This is a genomic window from Piscinibacter sp. XHJ-5 (assembly GCF_029855045.1).
In the GTDB taxonomy this organism is placed as follows: domain Bacteria; phylum Pseudomonadota; class Gammaproteobacteria; order Burkholderiales; family Burkholderiaceae_C; genus Albitalea.
Genome location: NZ_CP123228.1, coordinates 5,525,170 through 5,550,998, shown reverse-complemented (window position 1 = coordinate 5,550,998; position 25,829 = coordinate 5,525,170). Strand labels below are relative to the sequence as shown.

Annotated in this window: 22 protein-coding genes and 1 other RNA gene; 8 read left to right on the top strand and 15 right to left on the bottom strand. The window is 67.8% G+C overall.

The annotated features are described in order from the left end of the window. Nucleotides 1-30 precede the first annotated feature (30 nt). Nucleotides 31-450, top strand: a complete 420-nt coding sequence (locus P7V53_RS26190; protein WP_280152420.1) for a hypothetical protein — start codon at nucleotides 31-33, stop codon at nucleotides 448-450. A 58-nt stretch (nucleotides 451-508) separates the two neighbouring features. Next, entirely contained in the window at nucleotides 509-1,750 is a 1,242-nt protein-coding gene (locus tag P7V53_RS26185) for a patatin-like phospholipase family protein (protein WP_280152419.1), read from the top strand. Between the two features lie 44 nt (nucleotides 1,751-1,794). Here the strand turns inward: P7V53_RS26185 and P7V53_RS26180 are convergent, their stop codons facing one another. The 12 genes from P7V53_RS26180 to gyrA form a co-directional block, all read right to left on the bottom strand. Continuing rightward, the gene (locus tag P7V53_RS26180) at nucleotides 1,795-2,103 is read right to left on the bottom strand and encodes a DUF655 domain-containing protein (RefSeq protein ID WP_280152418.1); all 309 of its coding nucleotides are present in this window, start codon (nucleotides 2,101-2,103) and stop codon (nucleotides 1,795-1,797) included. A gap of 124 nt (nucleotides 2,104-2,227) precedes the next feature. Then, on the bottom strand, nucleotides 2,228-3,220 hold the full coding sequence (rfaD, locus tag P7V53_RS26175) for an ADP-glyceromanno-heptose 6-epimerase (protein WP_280152417.1): 993 nt from the start codon (nucleotides 3,218-3,220) through the stop codon (nucleotides 2,228-2,230). Nucleotides 3,221-3,287: 67 nt separating this feature from the next. Then, complete coding sequence (gene rfaE1 / locus P7V53_RS26170) at nucleotides 3,288-4,223, bottom strand: D-glycero-beta-D-manno-heptose-7-phosphate kinase (RefSeq protein ID WP_280152416.1); 936 nt, start codon at nucleotides 4,221-4,223, stop codon at nucleotides 3,288-3,290. Next, on the bottom strand, nucleotides 4,223-5,383 hold the full coding sequence (lapB, locus tag P7V53_RS26165) for a lipopolysaccharide assembly protein LapB (protein WP_280152415.1): 1,161 nt from the start codon (nucleotides 5,381-5,383) through the stop codon (nucleotides 4,223-4,225). Before lapB ends, rfaE1 begins: the two co-directional genes overlap by 1 nt. After that, nucleotides 5,373-5,687, bottom strand: a complete 315-nt coding sequence (locus P7V53_RS26160) for a LapA family protein (RefSeq protein ID WP_280152414.1) — start codon at nucleotides 5,685-5,687, stop codon at nucleotides 5,373-5,375. Before P7V53_RS26160 ends, lapB begins: the two co-directional genes overlap by 11 nt. A 57-nt stretch (nucleotides 5,688-5,744) precedes the next feature. Then, the gene (locus P7V53_RS26155) at nucleotides 5,745-6,080 is read right to left on the bottom strand and encodes an integration host factor subunit beta (RefSeq protein WP_280152413.1); all 336 of its coding nucleotides are present in this window, start codon (nucleotides 6,078-6,080) and stop codon (nucleotides 5,745-5,747) included. A 31-nt stretch (nucleotides 6,081-6,111) separates the two neighbouring features. Further along, complete coding sequence (gene rpsA, locus P7V53_RS26150; protein ID WP_280156622.1) at nucleotides 6,112-7,956, bottom strand: 30S ribosomal protein S1; 1,845 nt, start codon at nucleotides 7,954-7,956, stop codon at nucleotides 6,112-6,114. Further along, nucleotides 7,953-9,962, bottom strand: a complete 2,010-nt coding sequence (locus P7V53_RS26145) for a bifunctional 3-phosphoshikimate 1-carboxyvinyltransferase/cytidylate kinase (RefSeq protein ID WP_280152412.1) — start codon at nucleotides 9,960-9,962, stop codon at nucleotides 7,953-7,955. The genes rpsA and P7V53_RS26145 overlap by 4 nt, the downstream gene beginning before the upstream one ends. A 37-nt stretch (nucleotides 9,963-9,999) precedes the next feature. Continuing rightward, nucleotides 10,000-10,884: a prephenate dehydrogenase/arogenate dehydrogenase family protein gene (locus P7V53_RS26140; RefSeq protein WP_280152411.1), complete on the bottom strand. Its 885-nt coding sequence runs from the start codon at nucleotides 10,882-10,884 to the stop codon at nucleotides 10,000-10,002. A 13-nt stretch (nucleotides 10,885-10,897) separates the two neighbouring features. Then, complete coding sequence (gene pheA / locus P7V53_RS26135) at nucleotides 10,898-12,004, bottom strand: prephenate dehydratase (protein WP_280152410.1); 1,107 nt, start codon at nucleotides 12,002-12,004, stop codon at nucleotides 10,898-10,900. Between the two features lie 84 nt (nucleotides 12,005-12,088). Continuing rightward, entirely contained in the window at nucleotides 12,089-12,718 is a 630-nt protein-coding gene (locus P7V53_RS26130; protein ID WP_280152409.1) for a DUF2059 domain-containing protein, read from the bottom strand. Then, the gene (gene gyrA, locus P7V53_RS26125) at nucleotides 12,718-15,348 is read right to left on the bottom strand and encodes a DNA gyrase subunit A (RefSeq protein ID WP_280152408.1); all 2,631 of its coding nucleotides are present in this window, start codon (nucleotides 15,346-15,348) and stop codon (nucleotides 12,718-12,720) included. The genes P7V53_RS26130 and gyrA overlap by 1 nt, the downstream gene beginning before the upstream one ends. A 247-nt stretch (nucleotides 15,349-15,595) precedes the next feature. Here gyrA and ompA point away from each other — a divergent pair, with 247 nt between their 5' ends. The 4 genes from ompA to ssrA all read left to right on the top strand — a co-directional run bounded on the left by ompA (nucleotide 15,596) and on the right by ssrA (nucleotide 18,175). After that, nucleotides 15,596-16,276 (top strand): outer membrane protein OmpA, encoded by a 681-nt coding sequence (ompA, locus tag P7V53_RS26120; RefSeq protein WP_280156621.1) that lies wholly within the window; start codon nucleotides 15,596-15,598, stop codon nucleotides 16,274-16,276. Between the two features lie 142 nt (nucleotides 16,277-16,418). After that, nucleotides 16,419-17,126, top strand: a complete 708-nt coding sequence (ubiG, locus tag P7V53_RS26115; RefSeq protein ID WP_280152407.1) for a bifunctional 2-polyprenyl-6-hydroxyphenol methylase/3-demethylubiquinol 3-O-methyltransferase UbiG — start codon at nucleotides 16,419-16,421, stop codon at nucleotides 17,124-17,126. Then, the gene (gene gph, locus P7V53_RS26110; RefSeq protein WP_280152406.1) at nucleotides 17,123-17,791 is read left to right on the top strand and encodes a phosphoglycolate phosphatase; all 669 of its coding nucleotides are present in this window, start codon (nucleotides 17,123-17,125) and stop codon (nucleotides 17,789-17,791) included. The genes ubiG and gph overlap by 4 nt, the downstream gene beginning before the upstream one ends. 14 nt (nucleotides 17,792-17,805) lie before the next feature. After that, nucleotides 17,806-18,175, top strand: a transfer-messenger RNA (tmRNA) gene (ssrA, locus tag P7V53_RS26105). A 26-nt stretch (nucleotides 18,176-18,201) separates the two neighbouring features. Here the strand turns inward: ssrA and P7V53_RS26100 are convergent. The 3 genes from P7V53_RS26100 to P7V53_RS26090 are packed head-to-tail and all read right to left on the bottom strand — an operon-like array spanning nucleotide 18,202 to nucleotide 24,146. Further along, nucleotides 18,202-19,671 carry an efflux transporter outer membrane subunit gene (locus P7V53_RS26100; protein WP_280152405.1) on the bottom strand — a complete coding sequence of 490 codons (1,470 nt, stop codon included), beginning with the start codon at nucleotides 19,669-19,671 and terminating at the stop codon, nucleotides 18,202-18,204. Beyond that, complete coding sequence (locus P7V53_RS26095; RefSeq protein ID WP_280152404.1) at nucleotides 19,668-22,892, bottom strand: multidrug efflux RND transporter permease subunit; 3,225 nt, start codon at nucleotides 22,890-22,892, stop codon at nucleotides 19,668-19,670. The genes P7V53_RS26100 and P7V53_RS26095 overlap by 4 nt, the downstream gene beginning before the upstream one ends. Nucleotides 22,893-22,907: 15 nt before the next feature. Beyond that, on the bottom strand, nucleotides 22,908-24,146 hold the full coding sequence (locus P7V53_RS26090; protein ID WP_280152403.1) for an efflux RND transporter periplasmic adaptor subunit: 1,239 nt from the start codon (nucleotides 24,144-24,146) through the stop codon (nucleotides 22,908-22,910). An 81-nt stretch (nucleotides 24,147-24,227) separates the two neighbouring features. On the opposite strand from P7V53_RS26090, the gene P7V53_RS26085 reads away from it, so the two are divergent. Both P7V53_RS26085 and P7V53_RS26080 read left to right on the top strand, forming a co-directional pair. Then, a complete protein-coding gene (locus P7V53_RS26085) occupies nucleotides 24,228-24,953 on the top strand; it encodes a TetR family transcriptional regulator (protein ID WP_280152402.1) in 726 nt (241 codons plus the stop codon). Between the two features lie 58 nt (nucleotides 24,954-25,011). Next, complete coding sequence (locus P7V53_RS26080) at nucleotides 25,012-25,815, top strand: NUDIX domain-containing protein (RefSeq protein WP_280152401.1); 804 nt, start codon at nucleotides 25,012-25,014, stop codon at nucleotides 25,813-25,815. Nucleotides 25,816-25,829: the final 14 nt, after the last annotated feature.

Genomic DNA, 25,829 nt, shown 5'->3' with positions numbered 1-25,829 from the left:
TTGGGCAAGGAGCCATTCTTGGAGGTGAGCATGAAACGAATTTGTCTCGCGGTGGCGATGGCCGCCGCAACCCTGCCGGCGTGGTCCACGACGAACGTGGGCGTGTCGGTCGAGGTCGGCCAGCCGGGGTTCTACGGGCGCATCGACGTGGGCAATGTGTCGGCGCCGCCGCCGGTGCTCGTGTACCCGCAACCCGTCGTCATCGCCCCGACGCCGGTGGCGGTGAGGCAGCAGCCGATCTACATGCACGTTCCCCCCGGCCACGCGAAGAACTGGGCCAAGCACTGCGGCAAGTACAACGCCTGCGGCCAACCGGTGTACTTCGTCCAGGAGAACTGGTATCAGCAGCAGTACGTTCCCGCGTATGCGCACGAGCACGGCAAGAAGGAGAAGCACGGGAAGGGCGGCCACGGTCATGGCAAGGGCCATGGCAAGGGCAAGGACGATTGATCCAGCCGAGCACTGCGGCGCCGGTGGATCGCGCGAAGCGGCCTTTCTAGACTGAGGCATGCCCGACGTACCGACCACCGGCCTGATCCTCACGGGGGGCGGTGCACGCGCGGCCTACCAGGTCGGCGTGCTCGATGCGGTCGCCACGATCCGCCGTCACAGCGAAGCGCCTCCCGGCAATCCGTTCCCGATCATTGCCGGCACCTCGGCCGGTGCCATCAACTCCACCGCACTGGCCTGCCGCGCCGACGATTTCGACACCGCGGTCGGCGGACTGGTACACATCTGGCGCAACTTCCACGCCGAGCAGGTCTACCGCTCGGACTCGATCGGCGTCATCCGCACGGGAGCGCGCTGGGTCACGATGATGTCGGTGGGCTGGATGATTGCGCGCTGGCGCAGGGCGCGGCCGCGCTCGCTGCTCGACAACAGTCCGCTCGAGGAATTGCTGGCCAAGCTCATCGACACGCACCAGCTGAAGCGGGTCATGAAGGACGGCCACGTGCAGGCGCTGGCGGTCACCGCCTCCAGCTATGGCTCGGGCATGCACGTGACCTTCTACGACGCGGTCCAGGACATCGTGCCGTGGACACGCTCGCAGCGCATCGCGGTGCGCTGCGACATTGGCATTCCGCACCTGCTGGCGTCGTCGGCGATCCCTTTCGTGTTCCCGGCCCAACCGCTGGTGCTCGACGGGCACGTCGAGCATTTCGGCGATGGCTCGATGCGGCAGTCGGCGCCCATCTCGCCGGCAGTGCATCTGGGCGCGCAGCGCATCCTCGTCGTCGGCGCCGGACGCATGCACGAGCCGGTGGGCGAGCGGCCGGTCAGCAGTGAGTATCCCAACCTCGCACAGATCGCGGGCCATGCGCTGTCGAACATCTTTCTCGATGCACTGGCCGTCGACGTGGAGCGCCTGCAGCGCATCAACAGCACGCTGAGCCTGCTGCCCGCCGAGGCGCGAGCGCGCACCAGCCTGCGGCCCATCGATGTGCTGGTCATCGCACCCAGCAAGCGCCTCGACGACATCGCCGGCAAGCACCTCGGCAGCCTGCCGGTGCCGATTCGGGCGCTGCTGCGCAGCGTGGGCGTTTCGGGCCGGGGCGACGATGCGCGCGGTGCGGCGTTGGCAAGCTACCTGCTGTTCGAGTCGGGGTACACGCGCGAACTGCTGGCGCTGGGCCGCTCGGATACCTTCGCCCGCCGCGACGAGGTGATGGCGTTCTTCGGTTGGAAGCCCAAGAGCCGCATCAAGGACATTGCCGCACCGCAGGCACAGGACCTGGCCACGGCGCCATGAAGAACGCCCCGCGCCGCGGGGCCGCTCGAGGCGTTCCGGGCGGGCTACTTCTTGGCTTTTTTGTCCTCCTTCTTCGCCAGCTTGTCGGCTTGGAAAGGCGCACCGTTGACGGTGAGGCCTGCTTCCGACAGCCTCGCGGCCTTCGCCTCCTTGATGCCGCCGACGCGCTGCATCACGTCGCCCCAGTCCTTGAACGTGCCCTTCTGGCGCTCGGCGAGGATCTTGGTCGCCGCGGCGGGACCGATGCCCTTGACCGCTTCCAGTTCGGCCTGCGTGGCCTTGTTGATGTCGACCGCGGCGAAAGCGATGGCGGTGAAAAGTGCCAGCAGCGTGGCGATGAACGTCTTCAACATGAGGGTTCCCTTCCTGAGTGTTGGTGGCTGAAGCGCGCGGCGTTGGGCTGAGCGCGCTGAGCGTCACTCTAGGAGCCGACCCGGCAACGCGTCGACCCTCCAGCGGGGGCGCCGGAAGAGGGCGTCAATTCTGGCGAGCGAGCCATTGCACGTAGCGCTCGACGCCGCTCGCGACATCGGCGAATGCATGCTGGCAGCCGACGGCACGCAAGCGCGTGAGATCGGCTTGGGTGAAGCACTGGTACTTGCCGACCAGCGCTTCGGGAAAGGCGATGTATTCGACGAGCCCTTGGCGCACGAGCTCGGCCAGCGGCATTGCCGCTTCGCCCTGCAGCGCGCGCGCTGCGTTGACGGTGGCCACTGCGACATCGTTGAACGGCTGGGCTCGGCCGGTGCCGAGGTTGAAGACGCCGCTGGCCTGCGGGTTCTGCAGGAACCACAGGTTCACCGCGACGACATCGTCGACGAAGACGAAGTCGCGCGATTGCTCGCCGGCGGCATAGCCGCCGTAGTCGCCGAAGAGCTTCACCTTGCCCGAGTCGCGGTACTGCTGGAAGTGGTGGAAGGCGACCGACGCCATGCGTGCCTTGTGTTGCTCGCGCGGACCGTAGACGTTGAAGTAGCGAAAGCCCGCGATCTGCGTCTTCGCCGTCGGCAGCGCACGCCGCACCACGTTGTCGAACAGCAGCTTCGAGTAGCCGTAGACGTTCAGCGGATGCTCGAACTGCGGCTCCTCGCGAAACGATGCGCTGCCGCCGTAGGTGGCCGCCGAGGAGGCATACAGCAGCCGCGTGCCCTGCGCCTGGCAGGCGTCGAGCAGCGCCTTGGAGCAGCGATAGTTGGTGTCCATCATGTAGCGGCCGTCGTGCTCCATGGTGTCCGAGCAGGCGCCCTGATGCAGCACGACGTCGATCCGGCCCAGCTCGCCGTGCGTGAAGCGGTTGTAGAACTCGCTGCGGTCGAAGTAGTCGGCCAGCTTCGCGCCAAGCAGATTGCGGTATTTCGGGCCGTCGGTGAGGTCGTCGACGGCGATGACGTCGTCGATGCCGACGGCGTTGAGGCCGTGGACGATGTTGCTACCGATCATGCCGGCCGCGCCGGTGACGACGACTCTCATGGTGTGGACCTCCTGGCGCTGCGCGCCGCCTCCCGACGGGAGCGGCATGACTCGAGGCGGCTCGGCGTCATTCGAAGAGCTCCTCGTACGTCACGCCGGCCGTGCCGAACTTGCCGACGACGATGCCGCCGGCGCGGTTGGCGATGGGCATCGCCTCGCGCAGGCTCAGGCCGCAGGCCAGCATGGCGGCCAGCGTGGCGATCACGGTGTCGCCGGCTCCAGTGACGTCGAACACCTCGCGCGCCTGGGCGGGCACCTGCACATGGCCCTCGGCGTCGAACAGCGACATGCCTTCCTCGGAGCGCGTGAGCAGCAAGGCCGCGATGCCCAGCCGCGCGCGCAGCGCCTGTGCCCGCTCGTGCAGCTGGGCTTCGCTGCTCCACGGACCGATCACCTGTGCGAGCTCGGCCCTGTTGGGCGTGATCACGGTGGCGCCGGCGTAGCGGCTGTAGTCGTGCCCCTTCGGATCGATGAGCACCGGCTTGTTCGCCGCGCGCGCCAGTTCGATCATGCGCGGGATGTGGGTGAGGCCGCCCTTGCCGTAGTCGGAGAAGAGCACCGCCTGGTGGGTCGCCATCGCACTTTCGTAGTCACCCAGCATGCCGGCCAGCACCTCGTGGTCGGGCTGGTTCTCGAAGTCGATTCGGATGAGCTGCTGAGAGCGTCCGATGACCCGCAGCTTGACGATGGTGTAGAGCTGCGGGTCCTCGCCGAGCAGCGTGGTCACCCCTTGCCGCTCGAGAAGTTGGCGCAGCCTGCGCGCGGGCTCGTCGGTGCCGACCACGGTGAGCAGCGTGGCCTGGGCGCTCAGCGTTTTCACGTTCAGCGCGACGTTGGCAGCGCCACCAAGACGTTCTTCCTCGCGGTTGACTCGCACGACCGGCACCGGGGCCTCGGGCGAGATGCGCTCCACCGCGCCGAACCAGTAGCGGTCGAGCATGGCGTCGCCGACGACCAGCACGCGCGCCTGTGCGAGCGTCTTGCGGTCCACTGTGGATGCCATCAGAGGTCCTCCAGTCGCTGCGTGGGGTAGCTGTCCCAACTCAGGCAGCCAGGGCATTGCCAGAAGTAGTTGTGAGCCTCGAAGCCGCAGGCGGCGCAGCGGTAGCGCTGCAGCGGCTTGGCGGCGTGCGTGATGGCCGCTTCGATGTGGGCCACTTCGTCGTCAGCGGTGTTGCCGCGAGCCGCGATGCGCAGCCTCAGGAGCTCACGCGCCGCGGACAGGCTGGGATGGCGCACCAGGTGCTCGGCGACCCGCTGCCGCTGCGCCGCGGCGTCAGGCTCGAGCATGCCGATGGCGGCGAGCAGATCGAGCGAGGGCATGCGTCCGTAGAGCTCCTGGAGCTCGATGAGCGCACGTGCCGACTCCCCGGCGGCGTTCGCGCTGCTGGCGTAGTCGCGCGCGACCAGCGCGAATGCGTCGGGGTGCGCCGCGAGCAGGGTGCGCCAACATTCGAGGGCCTGCGCATGGCGGCCGGCCGCGCGTTCGCGCTCGCCGGCGAGCACCAGCGGGCGCGCCGCTTGCGGCGCGGCCTCGCGCGCCTTGCGCAGCGCTTCGTCCGCATCCGAGGCTTGCTGCCTGGCGTCGGCTTCCACCGCGAGTTCGCACCAATAGTGCGCGATGCGGGGTGCATACGATCCGGTGCCGCTGCCGCGCTCAAGCTTCTGCGCATCCTCGACGGCGGCGCGCCAGTCGCGCGAGCGCTCGTGCAAGGTCAGCAGCGCAAGGCGCGCCTCCGTGTCGAACGCGGTGCCTTCGAGCGCCTTCCACGCCTCCTCGGCCCGGTCGAACAAGCCGGCCTTCATGTAGTCCTGCGCAAGTCCGTGCTGGGCGCGGTCGCGCTCGGTGGAAGGCAGGTCGGCGCGGTTGAGCAGATGCTGGTGCACGCGCACGGCGCGCTCGTACTCGCCGCGCCGGCGGAACAGGTTGCCCAGCGCGAAGTGCAGGTCGGAGGTGTCCGGATCCTGCTGGACGGCTTCGATGAACGCGTCGATCGCCTTGTCCTGCTGCTCGTTCAGCAGCAGGTTGAGTCCCTTGAAGTAGGCGCGCGGCGACTCGCGCTGGTCACGCTTCCATTGCCGCAGGTCGATGCGCGAGGCCATCCAGCCGAGCGCGAAGGCGATCGGCAGGCCCAGCAGGAGCCATTGGAAGTCAAACTCCATCGCGCGGCGGATGTTCCAGGGCCGGCTCCAGGACGACCGGCGCCGTGGGCGTCGGCTTGTCGGGCGGCGTCTCGCCGGGCTGCAGCCGGCGCGCGACACGCCGGTGCTTCCACCAGCTCGGCACCATCGCGAACACGCCGAAGGCGCACCCGAGGCCGAAGGCCGCGAGCACGATGAACACCATCGGAGCGCGCCATTCATGGCCGAAGAACCACTTCACGCTCGCGTCGTGCTGGTTGTTCAGCGCGAAGGCGAACAGGGCGAAAAAAATGAAGGCTCGAAAGAGCCAGACGAAGAGACGCATCGCAGGGCCGATTCTAGTGGGCCATGCAGTCCGCAGCGATGCGTGGACAGAGCGGGATCAGGTGCCCGTCTGGGGCGGCTTCTCGGCCGGCTGTTCGTCGTCGAGGATCGGCATCTGCGCATCGACCGACTCGCGCAGCGCCTTGCCCGGCTTGAAGTGCGGCACCAGCTTCTCGGGAATCACCACCTGCTCGCCGGAACGGGGATTGCGCCCCATTCGCGGCGGGCGGCGGTTGATGGAGAAGCTGCCGAAACCGCGGATCTCGATGCGGTGCCCGCGCGCCAGGGCGTCGGACATCGCATCGAGGATCGTCTTGACGGCGAACTCGGTGTCGCGGTGGGTCAGCTGGCTGAATCGCTCGGCCAGCTGGGCCACGAGATCGGATCGGGTCATTGCGGTGTCGTCAGTGCATCAACGAGCGGGATCAGCCGTTGTCCTTCTGGTTGTCCAGCTTGGCGCGCAGCAGGGCGCCCAGGCTGGTGGTGCCGGCGGTCTCGCGCTCGTTGCTCTGCGACAGGCGTTGCATCGCTTCCTGCTGGTCGGCGTTGTCCTTGGCCTTGATCGACAACTGGATCGAACGCGTCTTGCGGTCGATGTTGATGATCAGTGCGGAGACCTCGTCGCCTTCCTTCAGCACGTTGCGAGCGTCTTCGACCCGGTCGCGGCTGATCTCCGAAGCACGCAGGTAGCCGGTCACGTCGTTGTTGAGCTGGATCTCGGCGCCGCGGGGGTCGACGCTCTTGACCTTGCCGCTCACGACGCTGCCGCGGTCGTTGACCGAGGTGTAGCTGGTGAACGGATCGGAGTCGAGCTGCTTGATGCCCAGCGAGATGCGCTCGCGCTCCACATCGACGGCCAGCACGACGGCTTCGACTTCCTGGCCCTTCTTGTAGTTGCGCACCGCCGACTCGCCCGGCTCGTTCCACGACAGGTCGGACAGGTGCACCAGGCCGTCGATGCCGGCCGCCAGGCCCACGAACACGCCGAAGTCGGTGATCGACTTGACGGGCCCCTTGACCTTGTCGCCGCGCTGCACCGTGGTGGCGAACTCTTCCCACGGATTGGCCTTGCACTGCTTCATGCCGAGGCTGATGCGGCGCTTGTCCTCGTCGATCTCGAGCACCATGACCTCGACCTCGTCGCCCAGCGAGACGATCTTGCTGGGGGCGACGTTCTTGTTGGTCCAGTCCATCTCGGAGACGTGCACCAGGCCTTCGATGCCCGGCTCGATCTCGACGAACGCGCCATAGTCGGCGATGTTGGTGACCTTGCCGAACAGGCGCGTGCCGGTGGGGTAGCGGCGCGACACGCCGTGCCACGGGTCATCGCCGAGCTGCTTGATGCCCAGCGAGACGCGGTTCTTCTCGGCGTCGAACTTGAGCACCTTGGCGGTGAGCTCCTGACCGACCTGCACCACCTCGCTGGGGTGACGCACGCGGCGCCAGGCCATGTCGGTGATGTGCAGCAGGCCGTCGATGCCGCCGAGGTCGACGAAGGCGCCGTACTCGGTGATGTTCTTGACCACGCCGTGCACGATGGCGCCTTCGGACAAGGTCTCGAGCAGCTTGGCGCGTTCTTCGCCCATCGAGGCTTCGACCACGGCGCGGCGCGACAACACGACGTTGTTGCGCTTGCGGTCGAGCTTGATGACCTTGAACTCCATCGTCTTGCCCTCGAACGGGCTCATGTCCTTGACCGGACGCGTGTCGAGCAGCGAGCCGGGCAGGAACGCGCGGATGCCGTTGACCAGCACGGTCAGGCCGCCCTTGACCTTGCCGGAGACGGTGCCGGTGACGAACTCGCCGGACTCGAGCGCTTTTTCCAGCGCGAGCCACGAGGCGAGACGCTTGGCCTTGTCGCGCGACAGGATGGTGTCGCCGTAGCCGTTTTCGATCGCGTCGATGGCCACCGACACGAAGTCGCCGACCTGGACTTCGAGCTCGCCCTGATCGTTCTTGAATTCATCGATAGGCACGTAGGCTTCGGACTTGAGGCCTGCGTTGACCACCACGAAGTTGTAGTCGACACGCACCACTTCGGCGGTGATGACCTCGCCACTGCGCATCTCCGAGCGCTTCAGCGATTCTTCAAACAGGGCGGCAAACGATTCGCCGCCGGTGCTGGTGGCAGTTTGGGTTTGAGGCATGGGACTTTCTTGCGGCTTCCGCCGCGGGGTTGGTTGCTGATCCGCCGCTTCGGACGTGCTTCGAACAGCACAGGAGGGAAAGCGGCGGGCCTGTTTTCCTTTCGGAAGCCCTCGTGGACTCAGAAAGGTCTGCGTTGTTCCCAGGCGGCCAGGACCTCATTCACCGACTCGTCGATGGTTTGGTCCGAGTTGTCCAGGAGCACTGCGTCTTCGGCTGGCTTGAGAGGCGCTATGGCCCGGTTCTGATCCCGGGCGTCACGTGCCTCGAGGTCGGCGCGAAGACTGTCGATATTAGCCGGAATTCCCTTAGAAATCAATTGCTTATGCCGCCTCTCGGCGCGTTTGGCGGCGCTGGCGGTGAGGAAGATCTTGAGGTTGGCCGACGGGAAGATCACGGTGCCCATGTCGCGGCCGTCGGCGACCAGCCCCGGTATGCGTCGAAACGACAGTTGCAGCTCGCGCAGCGCGCTGCGCACCGTCGGCAGGGCGGAGACCTTGGACGCCATCGCGCCGACCGCCTCGTCGCGCAGCTGGTCGGCGACCTCCTCGCCTCCGAGGCGGATGCTGTGCCCCTCGAAGGCCAGATCCAGTGATGCGGCGATGGCCGCCACGCGCGCCTCGTCGGCTGGCGTGACGCCCGCGCGCATGGCCGCCAGCGCCGTGGCGCGGTAGACGGCGCCCGAGTCGAGGAAGTGGTAGCCCAGCGCCTGCGCCACCGCGCTGGCCACCGTGCCCTTTCCCGACGAGCTGGGGCCGTCGACGGTCAGCACGGGGACGTGGCTGGTGGCCGTCTGAACCACGGAGAACAGCGTCTCGAAGTAGTGCGGGAAGGTCTTGGCCACGCACCGGGGATCCAGGATGCGGACAGGGACCGCCGGATCCGCGCCGGCCAGTGCATTGAAGGCTGCCAGCGAGAAGCACATCGCGACGCGGTGGTCGTCGTAGGTGTGGATGGCCGCGGCTCGCCAGCGCGCAGGCGGGGACACCTCGATGAAGTCAGCACCTTCCACGACCTGCGCGCCGAGCTTTCGCAGTTCGGCGGCCATCGCCGCGATGCGGTCCGTCTCCTTGACGCGCCAGCTTGCGATGTTGGTGAGCCGGGTGGTGCCCTCGGCGTAGAGCGCCATCGACGCCAGCGTCATCGCCGCGTCGGGAATGTGATTGCAGTCCAGCTCGATGGCGGCCAGGGGCCAACGGCCTCGCTTCACTTCGAGCCAGCCCGGACCGGAGCGCACGTCGGCGCCCATGGCCTTCGCCGCCTCGACGAAGCGGATGTCGCCCTGGATCGAATCGAGCCCCACACCCTCGATGCGTACCGGCTGCCCGGTGGCCGCGATCGCGCCGAGCGCCACGAAGTACGAGGCGGACGATGCGTCGCCTTCGACATGGATGTCGCCCGGCGAGACGTAGGCGCTGCCTTGCGCAATGGTGAAGCGCTGCCAGCCGTCTCGCTGCACCGCGATGCCGAAGCGACGCAGCAGGTTCAGCGTGATCTCGACGTAGGGCTTGGAGATCAGCTCGCCCTCGACCTCGATGACGACCGGACCGATGCCGCTGACCAGCGGCAAGCCCAGCAGCAACGCGGTCAGGAACTGGCTGGACACGTCGCCGCGCACCCGGATCGGCGCCTGGGTTCGCACGCTGCCGGAGCCGGCTGTCAGCCGCAGCGGCGGATAGCCCTCGTTGCCCACGTAGTCGATGCGGCAGCCCAGCTGGCGCAGCGCATCGACAAGGTCGCCTATGGGCCGCTCGTGCATGCGCGGCACGCCCGACAACTCGAAGCGACCACCCTGCGTCGCCGTGAGCACGGCCAGCGCGGCGGTGAGCGGTCGCATCGCCGTGCCGGCATTGCCGAGGAACAGGCGCGCATCGCGGTTTCTGAGTCGTCCGCCGAGGCCCGTGATGCGCACGGTGTCGCCGCGCGAGTCGATGTCGCAGCCCAGGTCGCGCAGCGCAGCCAGCATGACACGCGTGTCGTCGGAATCGAGCAGGTCGTGCACGACGGTCGTGCCGGCGGCAAGGCCGGCCAGCAGCAACACGCGGTTGGAGATGCTCTTGGAGCCCGGCAGGCGGACCGTGCCGGCGGCATGCAGCAACGGCGGGAGGTCGAGAAACGGCGTCGTGTACATGGGAAAGGACTCTCCGGCGGCCTGCCAATGCCGGAGGTCAGCGGTTGGTGGCCGGCTTGGACGTGTTCATCTGCCAGTTGGAGCGGGCGTCCGAAGCGCCGCGGATCAGGTCTTCGAGCGCCTCTGCGTTGCCGCTCTTGATGACGTGCTCCATCGCGTCGAGCGTGTGCCGAAACCGCAGCGACTGCTTCAGCAGCTCTTCCCGGTTGGACAGCAGGATGTCGCGCCACACGGCCGGATCGCTCGCGGCGATGCGGGTGAAGTCGCGAAAGCCCGGTCCGGCCAGCGAAAGGAAGTCCCGTCCGGCCGGCTGGCGCGCCACCGAGTTGAAGTAGGCGAACGCCAGCATGTGCGGCAGATGACTCACCGCGGCGAAGGCCGCGTCGTGATTCTCCGGCGTCATGCGCAGCACCTGCGAGCCGATGGCGGCCCACACGTCGGTCGCCTTTTGCACCAACTCGGGATCGGTCTGCGTGATCGGCGTGAGGATGACCTGGCGGTTCGTGTACAGCGCCGCGTCGGAGTGGCCGATGCCGGCGACCTCCTTGCCCGCGATCGGGTGCGCCGGCACGAAGCTGGCCACGCGTTCCTTGAGCACGCGCCGCGCCGCGTCGACCACGTCGCGCTTGGTCGAGCCGACGTCCATGAACAGCACGCCCGGCTCGACCAGGTGGCGGATCGCCTTGAACGTGGCCTCGGTGGCGGACACCGGCACGGCGATCAGCACGATGTCCGAGCCCGAGACGGCCAGCAACGCCGACTCGGCGGCCATGTCGATCACGCCGAGCCGCTTGGCCTTCTCGGTGGTCGAGGGCGACTTGCTGTAGCCGATGACACGCTTGACCAGGCCGGCGCGCTTGAGCGCGAGGGCGAACGAGCCGCCCATGAGGCCGCAACCGATGACGCCGAGTTGGTTGAACATCTTCCCTTGGCGGTCAGTGGACGTCGATCGGATAGGTGCCGAGCAGCTTGAAGAAGGCGCAGACATCGCGCAACTCCTTCAGCGCGGCCGCGACTTCCGGCTGATCCGGATGGCCTTGCACGTCGATGTAGAAGTAGTACTCCCACTGTCCCGAGCGCGCAGGACGCGATTCGAAGCGCGTCATCGACACGCCGTGCTGCTTGAGCGGCACCAGCATGTCGTGCACCGCCCCGGGGCGGTTGACGACGGAGACGACCAGGCTGGTGCAGTCGTGCCCCGAGGCCTGGGGGCACGGATGGCGCTCGGGGTGCGTGATGATGGCGAAGCGCGTCCTGTTGTGCGGGTCGTCCTGAATGGCGGGCGCCACCACATGCAGGCCGAATTCGCTGCCGGCGCGTTCGCTGGCGATGCCGGCGAGCGTGGGATCGAGGCTGGCCAGCCGGGCGCCCTCGGCGTTGCTGGCCACCGGCCGGCGCTCCACGTTGGGCAGATGGTTGCTGAGCCAGCCGTGGCACTGCGCCAGCGCCTGCGGATGCGCCACCACCGCCTGGATGTCATGCAGCGAGTTGTCCCGGCGCAGCAGGTTCTGCCGCACGAACAGGCTGGTCTCGCCGATGATGAACAGCGGCTCGGTGAGGAACAGGTCGAGTGAGCGCGCCACCACGCCTTCGGTGGAGTTCTCGACCGGCACGACGCCGAAATCGGCGGCGCCCGCGCTGGTGGTGCGAAACACCTCGTCGATGCTGGCGCAGGGCACCTTGACGATCGACGAGCCGAAGAAGCCGAGGGCGGCCAGCTCGCTGAACGTACCCGCCGGCCCGAGGTACGCAACCCGGGTCGGCGTTTCGAGCGCCCGGCAGGCCGACATGATCTCGCGCCAGATGGGCGCGACGCTGTCGGACTTGAGCGGGCCGAGGTTGGCGGCCTTCAGCCCGTCGATGACCTGCGCCTCACGCTCCGGACGGAATGCCACCGAGCCTTCGCGCTTCTTCACTTCGCCGACTTCCTGCGCGAGCGAGGCTCGCCGATTCAACAGCGACAGCAGTTCGCGATCGACCTCGTCGATCTGGTTGCGAAGCGCCAGAAGCGCGGAATCGGTGGCGGGGGACGTCTCAGCCATGGCGTGCGCTGAATTTTCGCACGCACTGCGCGGCCCGTTGAGCCTCGCGACCCGCGTGCCGTGCGCGAATCGCTCGCGGGGGCCTCACTTGCTGGCCGCCTTGGGCGCCGCCTTCGCGGCCGGCCTGGCGCCCGCTGCCGGCGCGCTTCCGGCCGGCGCGCTGGCGGCCGCCGGCATGCCGAAGGCGGTCCTCATGCGCTGCTGCAGCGCCTGGAGCTTCGGATCCAGGATGGGCGCGGCCTCGGCCATCAGCTTGCTCACCATGCTGTTCTGCATCTCCGGCGTGAGCTGCTGGTACTTCTTGATGACCGGCGACTCGAGCCAGGTGATGAGCTGCTTGAGCTCGTCCTCGCTGAATTTTTCCTCCATCACGGCGCCGACCGTCGACGGTGCAAGCCTCATCGCCCGCTCCCGGATCACGGGCACCGCCTCCTCGACGAACTTCTTCGCATCCGCTTCGATCGTCTTGGCGATGGCCTCGCGCTTCTCCGGCGCCACTTGCGTCTGCAGCACGTTGTTCGCCTGCTGCATCAGCTGGAGCACCGGCGCCTGCGCGATCTGTCGCGCCAGACCTTCGATGCCGCCCTGCTGCAGCTGCAGCACCTTGGCCACCAGCTCCTTCTTGGCCGGCGAAGCCGTCGGGGCGGAGGGGGCGGTCTGGGCGTGCGCCAGCGTGGCGCAGGTGACCAGCGCCACTGCGATGGCATGTCTCATCAGGTGTTCTCCTCGGGGGGCGCTTCGTCGCCGATGGGATCGCCGCCGTTGGCGTCGTTCTCGACGATGCGTTGCAGGCCGCTCAGCTTGGCGCCGTCGTCGAGAGCGATCAGCGTCACCCCCTGCGTCGCGCGACCCAGCTCGCGGATCTCGGACACGCGGGTGCGAACCAGCACGCCGCGGTCGGTGATCAGCATGATCTCGTCGTCCGGCCGCACCAGCGTGGCGGCGACGACCTTGCCGTTGCGCTCGCTCTGCTGGATGGCGATCATGCCCTTGGTGCCGCGTCCGTGGCGGGTGTATTCGACGATCGAGGTTCGCTTGCCGTAGCCGTTCTCCGTCGCGGTGAGCACGCTCTGCGACTCGTCCTCGGCGACCAGCATGGCAATGACGCTCTGGCCTTCGTCGAGCATCATCCCGCGCACGCCGCGCGCGTTGCGGCCCATCGGGCGCACGTCTTCCTCGTCGAAGCGCACCGCCTTGCCGCCGTCGGAGAACAGCATCACGTCGTGCTTGCCGTCGGTGAGCGCGGCGCCGATCAGGAAGTCGCCGGCGTCCAGGTCGACCGCGATGATGCCCGCCTTGCGCGGATTGCTGAACTCATCCAGCGCGGTCTTCTTGACGGTGCCCTGCGCGGTGGCCATGAAGACGTAGTGATCGGGCGGGAAGCTGCGGAAGCCGTTGGTGAGCGGCAGCACCACGTTGACCTTCTCGCCCTGCTGCAGCGGGAACATGTTGACGATGGGCTTGCCGCGCGAATTGCGAGAGCCCTGCGGCACTTCCCACACCTTCAGCCAGTACACGCGCCCGCGGTTGGTGAAGCACAGGATGTAGTCATGCGTGTTGGCAATGAAGAGCTGGTCGATCCAGTCGTCTTCCTTGGTCTGAGTGGCCTGCTTGCCGCGGCCGCCGCGCTTTTGCGCGCGGTACTCCGACAGCGCCTGGCTCTTGATGTAGCCGGTGTGCGAGAGCGTGACGACCATGTCGGTCGGCGTGATCAGGTCCTCGGTGCCGAGGTCCTGCGCGTTCTGCTCGATCACGCTGCGGCGCGCGCCCAGCTTGGTCTGGCCGAACTCCTGCTTGATCGCTGCCAGCTCGCCCGCGATGATGGTGGTGACGCGTGCCGGCGTGGCCAGGATGTTCAGCAGGTCGGCGATCTCGGCCATCACCTCCTTGTACTCGCCGATGATCTTGTCCTGCTCCAGACCGGTGAGGCGCTGCAGGCGCATCTGCAGGATTTCGCTGGCCTGCGCCTCGGACAGGCGGTACAGGCCGTCGGGCTGCAGGCCGAAGTCCTTCGGCAGGCCTTCCGGGCGGTAGGCGTCGCGGCCACCCGGCGTCTCGCCTTCGGCGCGCGACAGCATCTCGCGCACCATCGACGAATCCCAGCTCTTGCTCATCAGCGCGGTCTTGGCAACCGGCGGCGTGGGCGAGGTCTTGATCGTCTCGATGAACTCGTCGATGTTGGCCAGCGCCACCGCGAGGCCTTCGAGCACATGCCCCCGTTCGCGTGCCTTGCGCAGCTCGAACACCGTGCGGCGGGTGACGACCTCGCGGCGGTGCTCGAGGAAGATCTCGATCAGGTCCTTGAGGTTGCAAAGCTTCGGCTGGTTGTCGATCAGCGCAACCATGTTGATGCCGAAGGTGTCCTGCAGCTGCGTCTGCTTGTACAGGTTGTTCAGCACCACCTCGGGCACTTCGCCCCGCTTGAGCTCGATGACCACGCGCATGCCCGACTTGTCGGACTCGTCCTGGATGTGGCTGATGCCTTCGAGCTTCTTCTCGTGAACCAGCTCGGCCATGCGCTCGAGCAGGTTCTTCTTGTTCACCTGGTAGGGGATCTCGTCGACGATGATGGCCTGGCGCTGGCCGCGGTCGATGTCCTCGAAATGGCACTTGGCGCGCATCACGACCTTGCCGCGGCCGGTACGGTAACCCTCGCGCACGCCGTTGAGGCCGTAGATGATGCCGGCGGTCGGAAAGTCGGGCGCCGGGATGATCTCCATCAGCTCGTCGATCGACGCGTCGGGATTCTTCAGCAGGTGCTGGCAAGCGTCGACGACCTCGTTGAGGTTGTGCGGCGGGATGTTGGTGGCCATGCCCACCGCGATGCCGGCCGAGCCGTTGACCAGCAGGTTCGGCAGCCGCGTCGGCAGCACCAGCGGCTCTTTCTCGCTGCCGTCGTAGTTGGGCCCGAAATCGACGGTTTCCTTGTCGATGTCGGCCAGCATCTCGTGCGCGATCTTGGCCAGCCGGATCTCGGTGTAGCGCATCGCCGCGGCGTTGTCGCCGTCGACCGAACCGAAGTTGCCCTGTCCATCGACCAGCATGTGGCGCAGCGAGAAGTCCTGCGCCATGCGCACGATGGTGTCGTAGACCGCACTGTCGCCGTGCGGGTGGTACTTGCCGATGACGTCACCGACGATGCGCGCGGACTTCTTGTAGGGGCGGTTCCAGTCGTTGTTGAGCTCGTGCATCGCGAACAGTACGCGACGGTGCACGGGCTTGAGGCCGTCTCGCGCATCGGGCAGCGCACGGCCCACGATCACGCTCATCGCGTAATCAAGGTAGGAGCGCCGCATCTCCTCTTCGAGGCTGATCGGCAGGGTTTCCTTGGCGAATTGGGTCATGGAGGGCGAGGGCGCAAAAGGCCCGCCGAAAGAGGGGCGGCAGAGCCTTCCATTCTAAGTGCCGCACGCTGTAGCACTATCGCAACACTGCTTCTCCAAGCAGGCCGCAAGAGGCTCAAATCCGGGGTCTGCTGGCACAATCGACCGGGTGGTAGGCCATTCGTGTCAGCGAAGGTTTGCCAGCGTTTCCGATTCCGGTTCGGACGTTCTGCAGAAACTAACTGCACCTTCCCTCGAGAGGAGAATCATGAAGAAACTGAACAAGGTGGCGTCGCTCTTCGCATCCGCCACCCTCGCCGTTTCGGCGTCGGGCGTGTTCGCCCAAGCGGCCGCGCCCAAGTCGATCGACAACTGGGTCAACGCCAACGGCATTCCCTGGAAGAACGGTACCAACGAACTGTGCTGGCGCGATGCCTTCTGGACGCCCGCCACCGCTCACCCGGACTGCGATGGCGCCATCAAGCCGCCGCCCCCGCCCCCGCCTGCTCCCCCGGTCGCTCCGCCGCCCCCGCCCGCTCCCGCCCCGGTGACGCCGCCGCCCCCGCCGCCCCCGCCGCCGGCCCCGGTCAGCGAGAAGGTGACCTTCGCGGCCGACGCGTTCTTCGACTTCAACAAGGACACGCTCAAGCCGGAAGGCCGCGCCAAGCTTGACGATCTGGTCAGCAAGATGGGTGGCATCAATCTCGAGGTCATCATCGCTGTCGGTCACACCGACGCGGTCGGTGGCGATGCCTACAACCAGAAGCTGTCGGTCCGCCGCGCCGAATCCGTCAAGAACTACCTGACGAGCAAGGGTGTCGAGAAGAACCGCGTCTACACCGAAGGCAAGGGCGAGAAGCAGCCCGTCGCCGACAACAAGACCTCCGAAGGCCGCGCGAAGAATCGCCGCGTGGAAATCGAAGTGGTCGGCACGCGCACGAAGCAGTAATCGGCCCCGTCGTCTCTGCGAAAACCCCGCCTCGGCGGGGTTTTCTTCTTCTGGAACCGGCTCCAGCTTCGGCTTCGCAACAGACGGAAAGCGGGTCGCGTTTCGAGGAATTTTGCCGCGGACCATTGGTTAACATCGCCGGATGACCACCGTCAATGCCGACCCGCAGGAGCTCGCGAAATTCAGCGAGTTGGCGCACCGCTGGTGGGACACGCAGAGCGAGTTTCGGCCGCTGCACGAGATCAACCCGCTGCGCCTCGACTGGATCGAGCAGCAGGTCCGGCTCGCGGGCAAGGAGGTCGTCGACATCGGCTGCGGGGGCGGCATCCTGTCCGATGCGATGGCGCGGCGCGGTGCGCAAGTGCTTGGCATCGATCTCGCCTCCAAGGCGCTCAAGGTCGCCCAGCTCCACGCGATCGAAGCCGAGACGCCGTCCATCGAATACCGCGAGATCGCCGCCGAAGCGCTCGCCGCCGAGCAGCCGGGGCGTTTCGACGTGGTCTCTTGCATGGAAATGCTCGAGCATGTGCCGCAGCCGGCATCGGTGGTCAGCGCCTGTGCCCAGCTCGTCAAGCCGGGCGGCTGGGTCTTCTTCTCGACCATCAACCGCAATGCCAAGGCGTTCCTGTTCGCCATCGTCGGTGCCGAGCACGTGCTGAACCTGCTGCCCAAGGGCACGCACGAATACGCCCGCTTCATCCGCCCCAGCGAACTGGCGCAGTGGTGCCGCGACGCCGGCCTCACGCTCACCGCCACGCGCGGCATGGAATACAACCCGGTCACGGCCCGCTATCGGCTGTCGACGGACACGAGCGTCAACTACCTCATCGCCTGCCGCAGGAGCGCATGAGCCTCGACAACTTCCAAGCGGTGCTGTTCGATCTGGACGGCACGCTGATCGACAGCGCGCCCGACCTGGCTGGTGCGGCCAACGAGCTGCGCGCGGCCCATGGTCTGCCGGCGCTGCCGTACGAATGCTTTCGACCGATGGTCGGCTCGGGGGCCCGCGGCATGGTGGGGGTCGCGTTCGACGTCGGTCCGCAGCACGAGCGCTTCGCCGAGCTGCGCGATGACTTCCTTCGGCGCTATGAGCAGCGGATGATGCTGGAGACACGTGTCTTCGACGCCGTGCTGCCGGTGCTCGATGCGCTCGAGCAGGGTCGACGTCGCTGGGGCATCGTGACGAACAAGGCGACGCGCTTCACCGATCCGCTGGTGCGATCGCTCGGCCTGCACGCCCGCGCCGCGGCAGTCGTCGCAGGCGACACGACGCCCCATTCCAAGCCGCATCCGGCGCCGCTGCTCGAAGCTGCGCGCCGTGTCGGGTTGGAGCCTTCGCGGTGCATGTACGTCGGCGACGACGTGCGTGACGTGCAGGCCGGCCGGGCGGCGGGCATGACGACCGTAGTCGCGGGCTGGGGCTATCTGGGCATCGGCGAGCCCATCGAGGCCTGGGGCGCTGATTTCATCATCCGGCGCCCGGCGGAGCTCTTGAACTTATTGGGCGTGGCCTAAACTAACCGGTTCCTGGGGCCGACCTGGCTTCGACGCGGGTGCGGAGTTGGAACAGGGCATGCCGAGCACCAGTTCGCTCGTAAATCCACTGGATCAAAGTAACTGCGAACGACTCTTCGTACGCTCTCGCCGCTTAATACCGGTGAGCTTCGCAACGGTTGGCCGATGGGCCGGGCCTGAGGGGCAACCCGATGGCTGCGAAGTCATACACATTGGCTCGCTCTGAGTCGGGTCACTCGACCCAGGGCTAAATCAAGTGACTCGGGATCCAGATAGCGTGCTGCTGCGCGATCGGGGTCCTCAAAACCAAATCAGCCAGCTACGCATGTAGAACTGTCCAATGATGGCTTGCGGACGGGGGTTCGATTCCCCCCGGCTCCACCAGTCGCGACGGAAAACGCCCCTGAAGCTCACTGCTTCAGGGGCGTTTGTCCTTCGGTGCGCGCCGCCTTCGCCGATGCCTCGTCCGGCACCTGCCAGCCCCCTCCGAGCACGCGGAACAGATCGGCCTGGGCGGCGGCCAGCGCCCGCCGTGCATCGGCTGCCTGCGATTGCGCCGCCAGGGCCGCCCGTTCGGCTTCGATCAGGTCGAGCCGGCTCGACTCGCCGCCGTTGAAGCGCAAGGCAGTCAGCTGCGCGGCGCGCGACAAGGCGCGCTCGCGTTCGATGGCGTTGCGCAGGCTTTGCTCAGTCTCGCTGCGCCCGCCGATCGCGTCGCGCGCTTCCTTGAAGGCCACCGCAACGGTGTCGCGGTAGTCGATCTCGGCCTCGCGCTGGCGGGCGCGCGCCAGCTCGTTCTGCGCGTCGATGCGCCCGCCGTTCCAGATCGGCTGGGTCAGCGATGCCAGCACGCTCCAGATGAGCGAAGGACCGTCGGTCAGCTTGGACAGCTGCGTGCTTTCCTGGCCCAGCGCGGCCGTCAGTGAGATGCTAGGGAAATAGGCGGCGCGCGCCGCATCGACGCGTGCGCCGGCGGCACGCAGGCGCGCCTCGGCCGCCTGCACGTCGGGACGCCGCTGCAGCAGGTCGGATGGAAGGCCTTCCGGCAGGGCGACGTTGGGCGGCAGTGTCGTCGGCGAAGCTTCCCTCGCGACGCCGCTTTCCACCACCGCACGCGGCGTGCGACCGAGCACCAGGGACAGCGCACGCTCGGCCTCTCCTCGGGCGCGCGCCAGCTTGGGCAGCTGCGCATCGTTGGCGATCAGCTCGGCCTCGAGCTGGCGGATGTCCAGCTCGGCGATGTCGCCGGCGTCGAAGCGAAGGCGCTGCAGCTTCAGGCTCTCGCGCTGCGCCTGCACGGCGCTGTCGAACAGCGTGTACTGCGCGTCCAGGGCCTGCAGCGAGACGTAGGCCTGCACGACCTGCGCCGCGAGCGCGTTGCGAAGCGTGTCGCGCGCATAGGTGGAGGCGAGCAACTCCTCGCGAGCCGCGTCGCGCGTGCGTCCCAGACGCGACCAGAGATCGACCTCGTAGGCCACGTTGATGGCGACCCGGTAGTCGTTGCCGATGGGCGAAGCCCCGTTGAGAGGAACGGCACCGTTCTCGCTGACGCGCTGCCGCGCGGCCGACGCACCGGCGTTGATGCTGGGCAGCCGGTCCGCCGATGCCAGCCGCAGTGCAGCGCGCGACTGGTCGATGCGCGCCACCGCGCGGGCCACGTCGCGGTTGTTCTGCAGCGCCTCGGCGACCAGCGCGTCGATTCGCGCATCGCCGAACGAGGTCCACCAGGTGGCGGGCACGGCGGCCACGCCGGCGCTGCCCGCGGGCAGGTCCTGCGCCGGCGGCGTGGTATCCGCGCGTGGCGGGGCGGCGCAGGCCGCCAGCAGGACGGCGGCGGCGATCACGGCGAGGCCGGTTCGCGGTGCTGTGCGGGCCCTCATGCCGGCTCTCCTCGCGGCGCGCCCGCAGGTCGGTCGCCGGTCGGCGGCGCGCCGTGGACGTGTCCGGGTCCGGTGTAGTGGCCCGCATGGTGGGCACGCTCGGCCTCTTCACGAATCTCCTGGGTGCTGCGCGGCTCGCGCAGCTTGCGTTGCGTGATGACCTTGTAGAACATCGGCACGAAGAAGATGGCAAGGAAGGTGGCGGCCAGCATGCCGCCCATCACGCCGGTTCCCACCGAGCGCCGGGCGCCGGCGCCGGCGCCGCTGGACAAGGCCAGCGGCAGCACGCCGAGGATGAACGCCAGCGAGGTCATGATGATCGGCCGGAAGCGCAGGCGTGCCGCCTCGAGCGCCGCCGCCGAGGGGCTCATGCCCTCGTGGTGCTTCAGCGAGGCGTACTCCACGATCAGGATGGCGTTCTTCGCCGCCAGGCCCAGCAGCGTCACCAGTCCGATCTGGAAGTACACGTCGTTTGTCATGCCGCGCAGCCACACGGCTGCCAAAGCGCCGAATGTGCCGAAGGGCAGGGCCAGCAGCACCGACAGCGGCAGGGACCATCGCTCGTACTGCGCGGACAGGATCAGGAACACCATCAGCGCGCCCAGCGCCAACGCGAGGCCCGACGTGCCGGAGGAGCGCTTCTCCTGGTACGACGCGCCGCCCCAGTCGAAGCTGAAGTCCGGCGGCAGCACCTGGTGCGCGATGCGCTCGACCTCGGCGATGGCCTGCCCCGAGCTGACACCCGGAGCGCCTTGCCCGAACAGCTTCACCGCGGGCAGGTTGTTGAAGCGGTCCAGCGTCTCCGGTCCGGCCGAGTACTTCACTGTCGCGATCGCCGACACCGGGATCATCTGGCCGGTGCCGCTTCGCACCCACATGCGCCCGACGTCGTCGGGGCGCTTGCGAAAGGCGGGCTCGGCCGACATCAGCACCTGCCAGGCGCGGCCGTATTTGTTGAAGTCGTTGACGTAGTAGTTGCCGAGCGTGGCCGACAGCGTGTTGAACACCTCGTCCACGGGCACGCCCAGCGCCTTGGCGCGCTCGCGGTCGACATCGACGTAAAGCTGCGGCGAGCTCGCCCGCCACAGCGACTGCACGCCGCCGAGCAGCTTGCTCTGGCTCACCGCGCCCTGGAACTGCTGCATCACTTCGGCGAGCCGCTTGGCGCCGCCTTCGCCGCGGTTCTGGATGTAGAACTCGAATCCCCCGGCCGTTCCCAAACCGAAGATCGGCGGCGGGTTGAACGCGAGCACCAGCGCTTCCTTGATGTGGCCGGTCTTGCCGAACAGCTCGCCGACCAGCGCCTGCACGTCGACCGGACGCTCGTCCCAGTGCTTCTGAGTGACGAAGATCGTGGCCGCGTTGTTGCGATAGCCGCCGCCGAGGAAGTCGAAGCCGGTGAAGGCGACGACGTCGAGGTTGTACGGGTTGGACTTGATGATCTCGATGACCTCGCCCACCACCTTGTCGGTGCGCTCCAGCGAGGCGCCGTCCGGAAGGATGACCGCCGAGATGTAGAAGCCCTGGTCTTCATCCGGCACCAGCGAGCCGGGCGTGAACCGCCACATGCCGATGGTCAGCGCGACCATGCCGGCGAACAGCAGCAGACCGATGCCGGCGCGCCGAACCATGAAACCCACGCCGCCGACGTAGTGCCCGGTCACCTTGTTGAAGAAGCGGTTGAAGGCGTCGAAGAAACGACCCGGCGCCTTGTGCTCGCGCTTGAGGATCAGCACGCACAGGCTCGGCGTGAGCGTCAGCGCGACGATGCCCGAGATGACCACCGCGATCGAGATGGTGACCGCGAATTGGCGATACAGCTCGCCGGTCAGGCCGCCCAGGAAGGCGATGGGCACGAACACCGCGCACAGCACCAGCACGATGGCGATGACCGGCCCCGAGACCTCGCGCATCGCCTTGATCGCCGCCTCGCGCGCATCCATGTGCTCCTCGTGCATGATGCGCTCGACGTTCTCCAGCACGACGATCGCGTCGTCGACCACGATGCCGATGGACAGCACCATGCCGAACAGCGTCAGCGTGTTGATCGAGTAGCCGAGCAGCAGCAGGCCGGCGAAGGTGCCGATCAGCGACACCGGCACTGCCACCAGCGGGATGAGCGTGGCGCGCCAGTTCTGCAGGAAAAGGAACACCACCGCGATGACCAGCGCCATCGCCTCCAGCAGCGTCTTGACCACTTCCTCGATCGACACGCGCACGAAGCGTGTCGTGTCGTACGGCACCGAGTAGGTGATGCCCTTGGGGAAGCGCTGGGCCAGTTCCGCAACGGTGGTGTTCACCTCGCCAGCCACCGCCAGCGCGTTGGCGCCGGGCTGCAGGAACACACCCACCAGCGTGGCCGGCTTGCCGTTGATGCGGCCGATGAAGTCGTAGTCCTTCGATCCGAGCTCGATGCGCGCCACATCCTTCAGGCGCACGGCGCTGCCCTCGCCGTCGGCGCGCACGATGATCTCCTCGAACTGCTTGGGCTCGGAGAGGCGGCCCTGCGTGGTGATGGTGTAGACCATCTCCTGCGTGCCGCCGGTGGGCGCCTGGCCCACCTTGCCGGCGGCGAACTGCGCGTTCTGTTCGTTGATGGCGCGAGCGATGTCGCTGGTGGTCAGCTTGAGCTGCGCGAGGCGGTCGGGCTTGAGCCACACGCGCATCGCGTAGTCCTTGGCACCGAAGATCTGCACGTTGGTCGTGCCGGGAACGCGCTTGAGCTGGTCGAGCACGTTCAAGGTCACGTAGTTGCTGATCGACAGGTCGTTGTGGCTGCCGTCGTCGGAATAGAACGCCAGCACCTGCAGGAACGCGGACGATCCCTTCTCGACGGTCACGCCCTGCCGGCGCACCTCGAGCGGCAGCTTGGCCTCGGCCTGCTTGACGCGGTTGTTGACGATCTGCGCGGCCTGGTCGACGTTGGTCCCGATGTCGAAGGTGACCTGGATGGTCACGACGCCGTTCGATGTGGACGTCGAGTTCATGTAGATCATCTTCTCGACGCCGTTGATGGCGTTCTCGAGCGGCGCGGCCACCGTCTGCTCGATCACCTCGGCGCTGGCGCCGGGGTAGACCGCGACCACGCTGACCACCGGCGGCGCGATCTCGGGGTACTGCGCGATCGGCAGCGAGCGCATCGCCGACAGGCCGGCGATCACGAAGAAGATGGACAGCACGGCCGCAAAGATCGGCCGGTCGATGAAGAAGCGGGAGAACATGGGCGGACCTCCCGCTTATTTCTTGGCCGGGGCGGAGGCGGCGGGGCCCGAGGCGCCCGGCGGCGCCGCCTGGGCGAGCTGCACCGGCGCGCCCGGGAAGAAGATGCGGGCCATGCCGTCGACGATGAGGTCGTCGCCCGCATTGAGCCCCTTGGTGATGATCCAGCCGTCCGCGACCTGGTCGCCCACGACCACCGGCTTGGGCATGGCCTTGTTGTCGGCCATGACGTAGACGAACTTGCCTTGCGGTCCTTCGAGCACGGCGCGGGTCGGCACCTTGACGGCGTTGGGGCGGGTCGCGCCCAGCAGGCGCACGCGGATGAACTGGCCCGGCTTGAGCTGGCCCTCGGGATTGGGCACCTCCGCTTCGGCTTCGACCGTGCCGGTATCGCCCGACACGCGCGTGTCCGAGAAGATCAGCTTGCCCTTGCGGGGATAGACGGTGCCGTCGGCCAGCCGCACTTCGATGTCGAATGCATCGTGCGGCGGCAGCTTGAGCTGACCTGCGGCGACTTCGGTGCGCCAGCGCATCTGGTCGGTGTCGGCGATGCCGAAGCGCAGCTTGATCGGATCGGTCTGCGTGACCGTGGTGAGCAGCACCTGCGGTCCCGAGACCAGCGTGCCTTCGGACACCTGCGAGCGGCCGGCGGTGCCGCCGATCGGCGCCTCGACGCGGGTGTAGCCGACATTGAGCACCGCCTCGGCCCGACGCGCCTGCGCTGCCTTGACGTCGGCACGCGCGACCTGCTCGCCGGCGACGGCATCGTCGAGCTCTCGCTGGCTCACGGCGCGTGCCTCGGCCAACGGCTTCAGCCGCCCCACCGTGCGAGCCGCCTGCGCGGCGCGCGCTTCGGCGGCGGCCACGTCGGCATCGGCGCGGTTCAGCGCGACCTGGAACGGTGCGGGGTCGAGGCTGTACAGCGACTGGCCCTTCTTGACCGCGCCGCCTTCATTGAAGTTGCGCTTGATCAGGATGCCCGCGACCCGGGCGCGCACCTCGATGTCGCGGGAGCCGGCCGTCTGGCCGACATACTCGTAGACCGCGGGCAGGCTGGCGGTGGTGACCTTCTGCACCACCACGGCGGCGGGGGGCGGACCGCCGGCATGGCCGCCCTTCTGATCGGCCACGCCGGACGCCTGGCCGCAGGCCACGAGGACAGCGCCCAGCAGCAGCGTGGCGCCAAGCCCCGCCGCGCGGCGGACCGAATCGGGGGCGCCGCGCAGCGAGCGGGCAAGTGAGTCAAACGCGGACATTCGCAGTCTCCCATTCGAAGGGGGTGCAGTTTACATACATCATTGGATGTATGTGCGACAGTGGGGGAACCGCGCGCGCAAATGGCGGTCCCTGACGATGAGAATCCATTACCTCTTCCGGAGCCCTCCATGGTTCGCCGTACCAAAGAAGAAGCCCTCGCAACCCGGTATCGCATTCTCGATGCGGCCGAGCTGCTCTTCGAGCAGCGTGGCGTGTCGCGGACCTCGCTGCACGACATTGCCGAGGCGGCCGAGGTCACGCGCGGCGCGATCTACTGGCACTTCAAGGACAAGGCCGACCTTTTCACCGCGATGATGGAGCGGGCAACCATGCCGATGGAGGCTGTCTGCCGGCCATTCGACTCCACCGAGAAAGACCCCCTCGGCTTCCTGGAACGGCAGCTGATGGCCACGCTGCGGATCACCGCGCAGAGCCCGCAGATGCGCCGCGCCTTCGACATCGCGACGCACAAGGTCGAGTACGTCGACGAGCTGCTCGCGGTACGCGATCGGCGCCTCGCGTGCCGCGACGATTGTCTCGCCGAAGGGGAGCGCATCCTGAAAGCCGCGGCGCGGCGCGGGCAGATCGGGCCTCGCGTGCCGGTGCGCTCGCTTGCGCTGGGGCTGCATGCCCTGGTCGACGGGCTGATCCAGAACTGGATGCTGCATCCCGAAGCCTTCGACCTCGTGCGCGTCGGCCGCCACGTGGTGCGCAGCTACATCGAGGGGCTGCGTGCGCCGGCGTCGCGTCGGGCGCGGCCGAGCCGGGCGGCGGTCGAGCGTCGGCAGCGGGCCGCGCAGGCCTGAACGGAAGGATTGAAAGGCGTCCACCCGATGTAGACGAACGAGCGCGGCGGTTTTCGACATGTCCGGCCACAAATTCCCGCCCGAGCCCGGCAGCGACGGGTTCGAGCGGATCCGGAGGGCGGCGCAGCAGCCGCCGCGCGCCGCGCGCGAGCCGCTGGTCGTCGCCGGTGTCGCATGCGGCTCGCTCGAGCCGGCGCTGGGCGAGCGCTTGCTCGCCGCGGGACTGCCGCTGCGCCGTCATGCCGACGGCTGGACAGTCCTCGGCCCCGTCGATGCAGCCTTCGAGGCCATCGCGCGCTGGCTGCATGCGCAGCGTCTGGGCGGCCGCTGGCGGGACGAGGCGCTGGCGGTGGTCGCGGCCGACGGTGCGCCGGTCGGCCGGATCGAGCGTGCGGCGGTTCGGCCGCTGGGCATCGCGACGCGGGCGGTGCACCTGGTCGGCGCCACGCCGTCAGGCGAGGTATGGATTCAGCAGCGTGCGTTCGACAAGGCAGTGGACCCGGGCCGCTGGGACACGCTGATGGGGGGCATGGTCGGCGCCGAGGAGACGATCGACCAGACGCTGGAGCGCGAGACATGGGAGGAAGCCGGCCTGCGGCTGGTGCAGCTGCGCGACCTCGGGCACTTCGGCCGGACCAGGGTGCGCCGGCCGGTGTCGGACGGCTACATGGTGGAGCACATCGACATGTTCGAAGCCTGCGTGCCGGAAGGCATCGCGCCGGCGAACCAGGACGGAGAGGTCGAGCGCTTCGATCGTGTCGGCCTCGAGGCGCTGGGCGAAAAGCTGGCGCGCGGCGACTTCACCGTTGAAGCGGCTCTCGTGCTCGCACATTGGCTGCGTCGGCCGGGGCGACGGGGGTGAAGGTCCACCGCCGA

Excerpts from the sequence above, each read along its gene's own strand:
- P7V53_RS26190 (WP_280152420.1), top strand. The coding sequence starts at position 31 with ATGAAACGAATTTGTCTCGCGGTGGCGATGGCCGCCGCAACCCTGCCG.
- P7V53_RS26185 (WP_280152419.1), top strand. The coding sequence starts at position 509 with ATGCCCGACGTACCGACCACCGGCCTGATCCTCACGGGGGGCGGTGCA.
- P7V53_RS26180 (WP_280152418.1), bottom strand. The coding sequence starts at position 2,103 with ATGTTGAAGACGTTCATCGCCACGCTGCTGGCACTTTTCACCGCCATC.
- rfaD (WP_280152417.1), bottom strand. The coding sequence starts at position 3,220 with ATGAGAGTCGTCGTCACCGGCGCGGCCGGCATGATCGGTAGCAACATC.
- rfaE1 (WP_280152416.1), bottom strand. The coding sequence starts at position 4,223 with ATGGCATCCACAGTGGACCGCAAGACGCTCGCACAGGCGCGCGTGCTG.
- lapB (WP_280152415.1), bottom strand. The coding sequence starts at position 5,383 with ATGGAGTTTGACTTCCAATGGCTCCTGCTGGGCCTGCCGATCGCCTTC.
- P7V53_RS26160 (WP_280152414.1), bottom strand. The coding sequence starts at position 5,687 with ATGCGTCTCTTCGTCTGGCTCTTTCGAGCCTTCATTTTTTTCGCCCTG.
- P7V53_RS26155 (WP_280152413.1), bottom strand. The coding sequence starts at position 6,080 with ATGACCCGATCCGATCTCGTGGCCCAGCTGGCCGAGCGATTCAGCCAG.
- P7V53_RS26145 (WP_280152412.1), bottom strand. The coding sequence starts at position 9,962 with ATGTACACGACGCCGTTTCTCGACCTCCCGCCGTTGCTGCATGCCGCC.
- P7V53_RS26140 (WP_280152411.1), bottom strand. The coding sequence starts at position 10,884 with ATGTTCAACCAACTCGGCGTCATCGGTTGCGGCCTCATGGGCGGCTCG.
- pheA (WP_280152410.1), bottom strand. The coding sequence starts at position 12,004 with ATGGCTGAGACGTCCCCCGCCACCGATTCCGCGCTTCTGGCGCTTCGC.
- P7V53_RS26130 (WP_280152409.1), bottom strand. The coding sequence starts at position 12,718 with ATGAGACATGCCATCGCAGTGGCGCTGGTCACCTGCGCCACGCTGGCG.
- gyrA (WP_280152408.1), bottom strand. The coding sequence starts at position 15,348 with ATGACCCAATTCGCCAAGGAAACCCTGCCGATCAGCCTCGAAGAGGAG.
- ompA (WP_280156621.1), top strand. The coding sequence starts at position 15,596 with ATGAAGAAACTGAACAAGGTGGCGTCGCTCTTCGCATCCGCCACCCTC.
- ubiG (WP_280152407.1), top strand. The coding sequence starts at position 16,419 with ATGACCACCGTCAATGCCGACCCGCAGGAGCTCGCGAAATTCAGCGAG.
- gph (WP_280152406.1), top strand. The coding sequence starts at position 17,123 with ATGAGCCTCGACAACTTCCAAGCGGTGCTGTTCGATCTGGACGGCACG.
- P7V53_RS26100 (WP_280152405.1), bottom strand. The coding sequence starts at position 19,671 with ATGAGGGCCCGCACAGCACCGCGAACCGGCCTCGCCGTGATCGCCGCC.
- P7V53_RS26095 (WP_280152404.1), bottom strand. The coding sequence starts at position 22,892 with ATGTTCTCCCGCTTCTTCATCGACCGGCCGATCTTTGCGGCCGTGCTG.
- P7V53_RS26090 (WP_280152403.1), bottom strand. The coding sequence starts at position 24,146 with ATGTCCGCGTTTGACTCACTTGCCCGCTCGCTGCGCGGCGCCCCCGAT.
- P7V53_RS26085 (WP_280152402.1), top strand. The coding sequence starts at position 24,228 with ATGGCGGTCCCTGACGATGAGAATCCATTACCTCTTCCGGAGCCCTCC.
- P7V53_RS26080 (WP_280152401.1), top strand. The coding sequence starts at position 25,012 with ATGTCCGGCCACAAATTCCCGCCCGAGCCCGGCAGCGACGGGTTCGAG.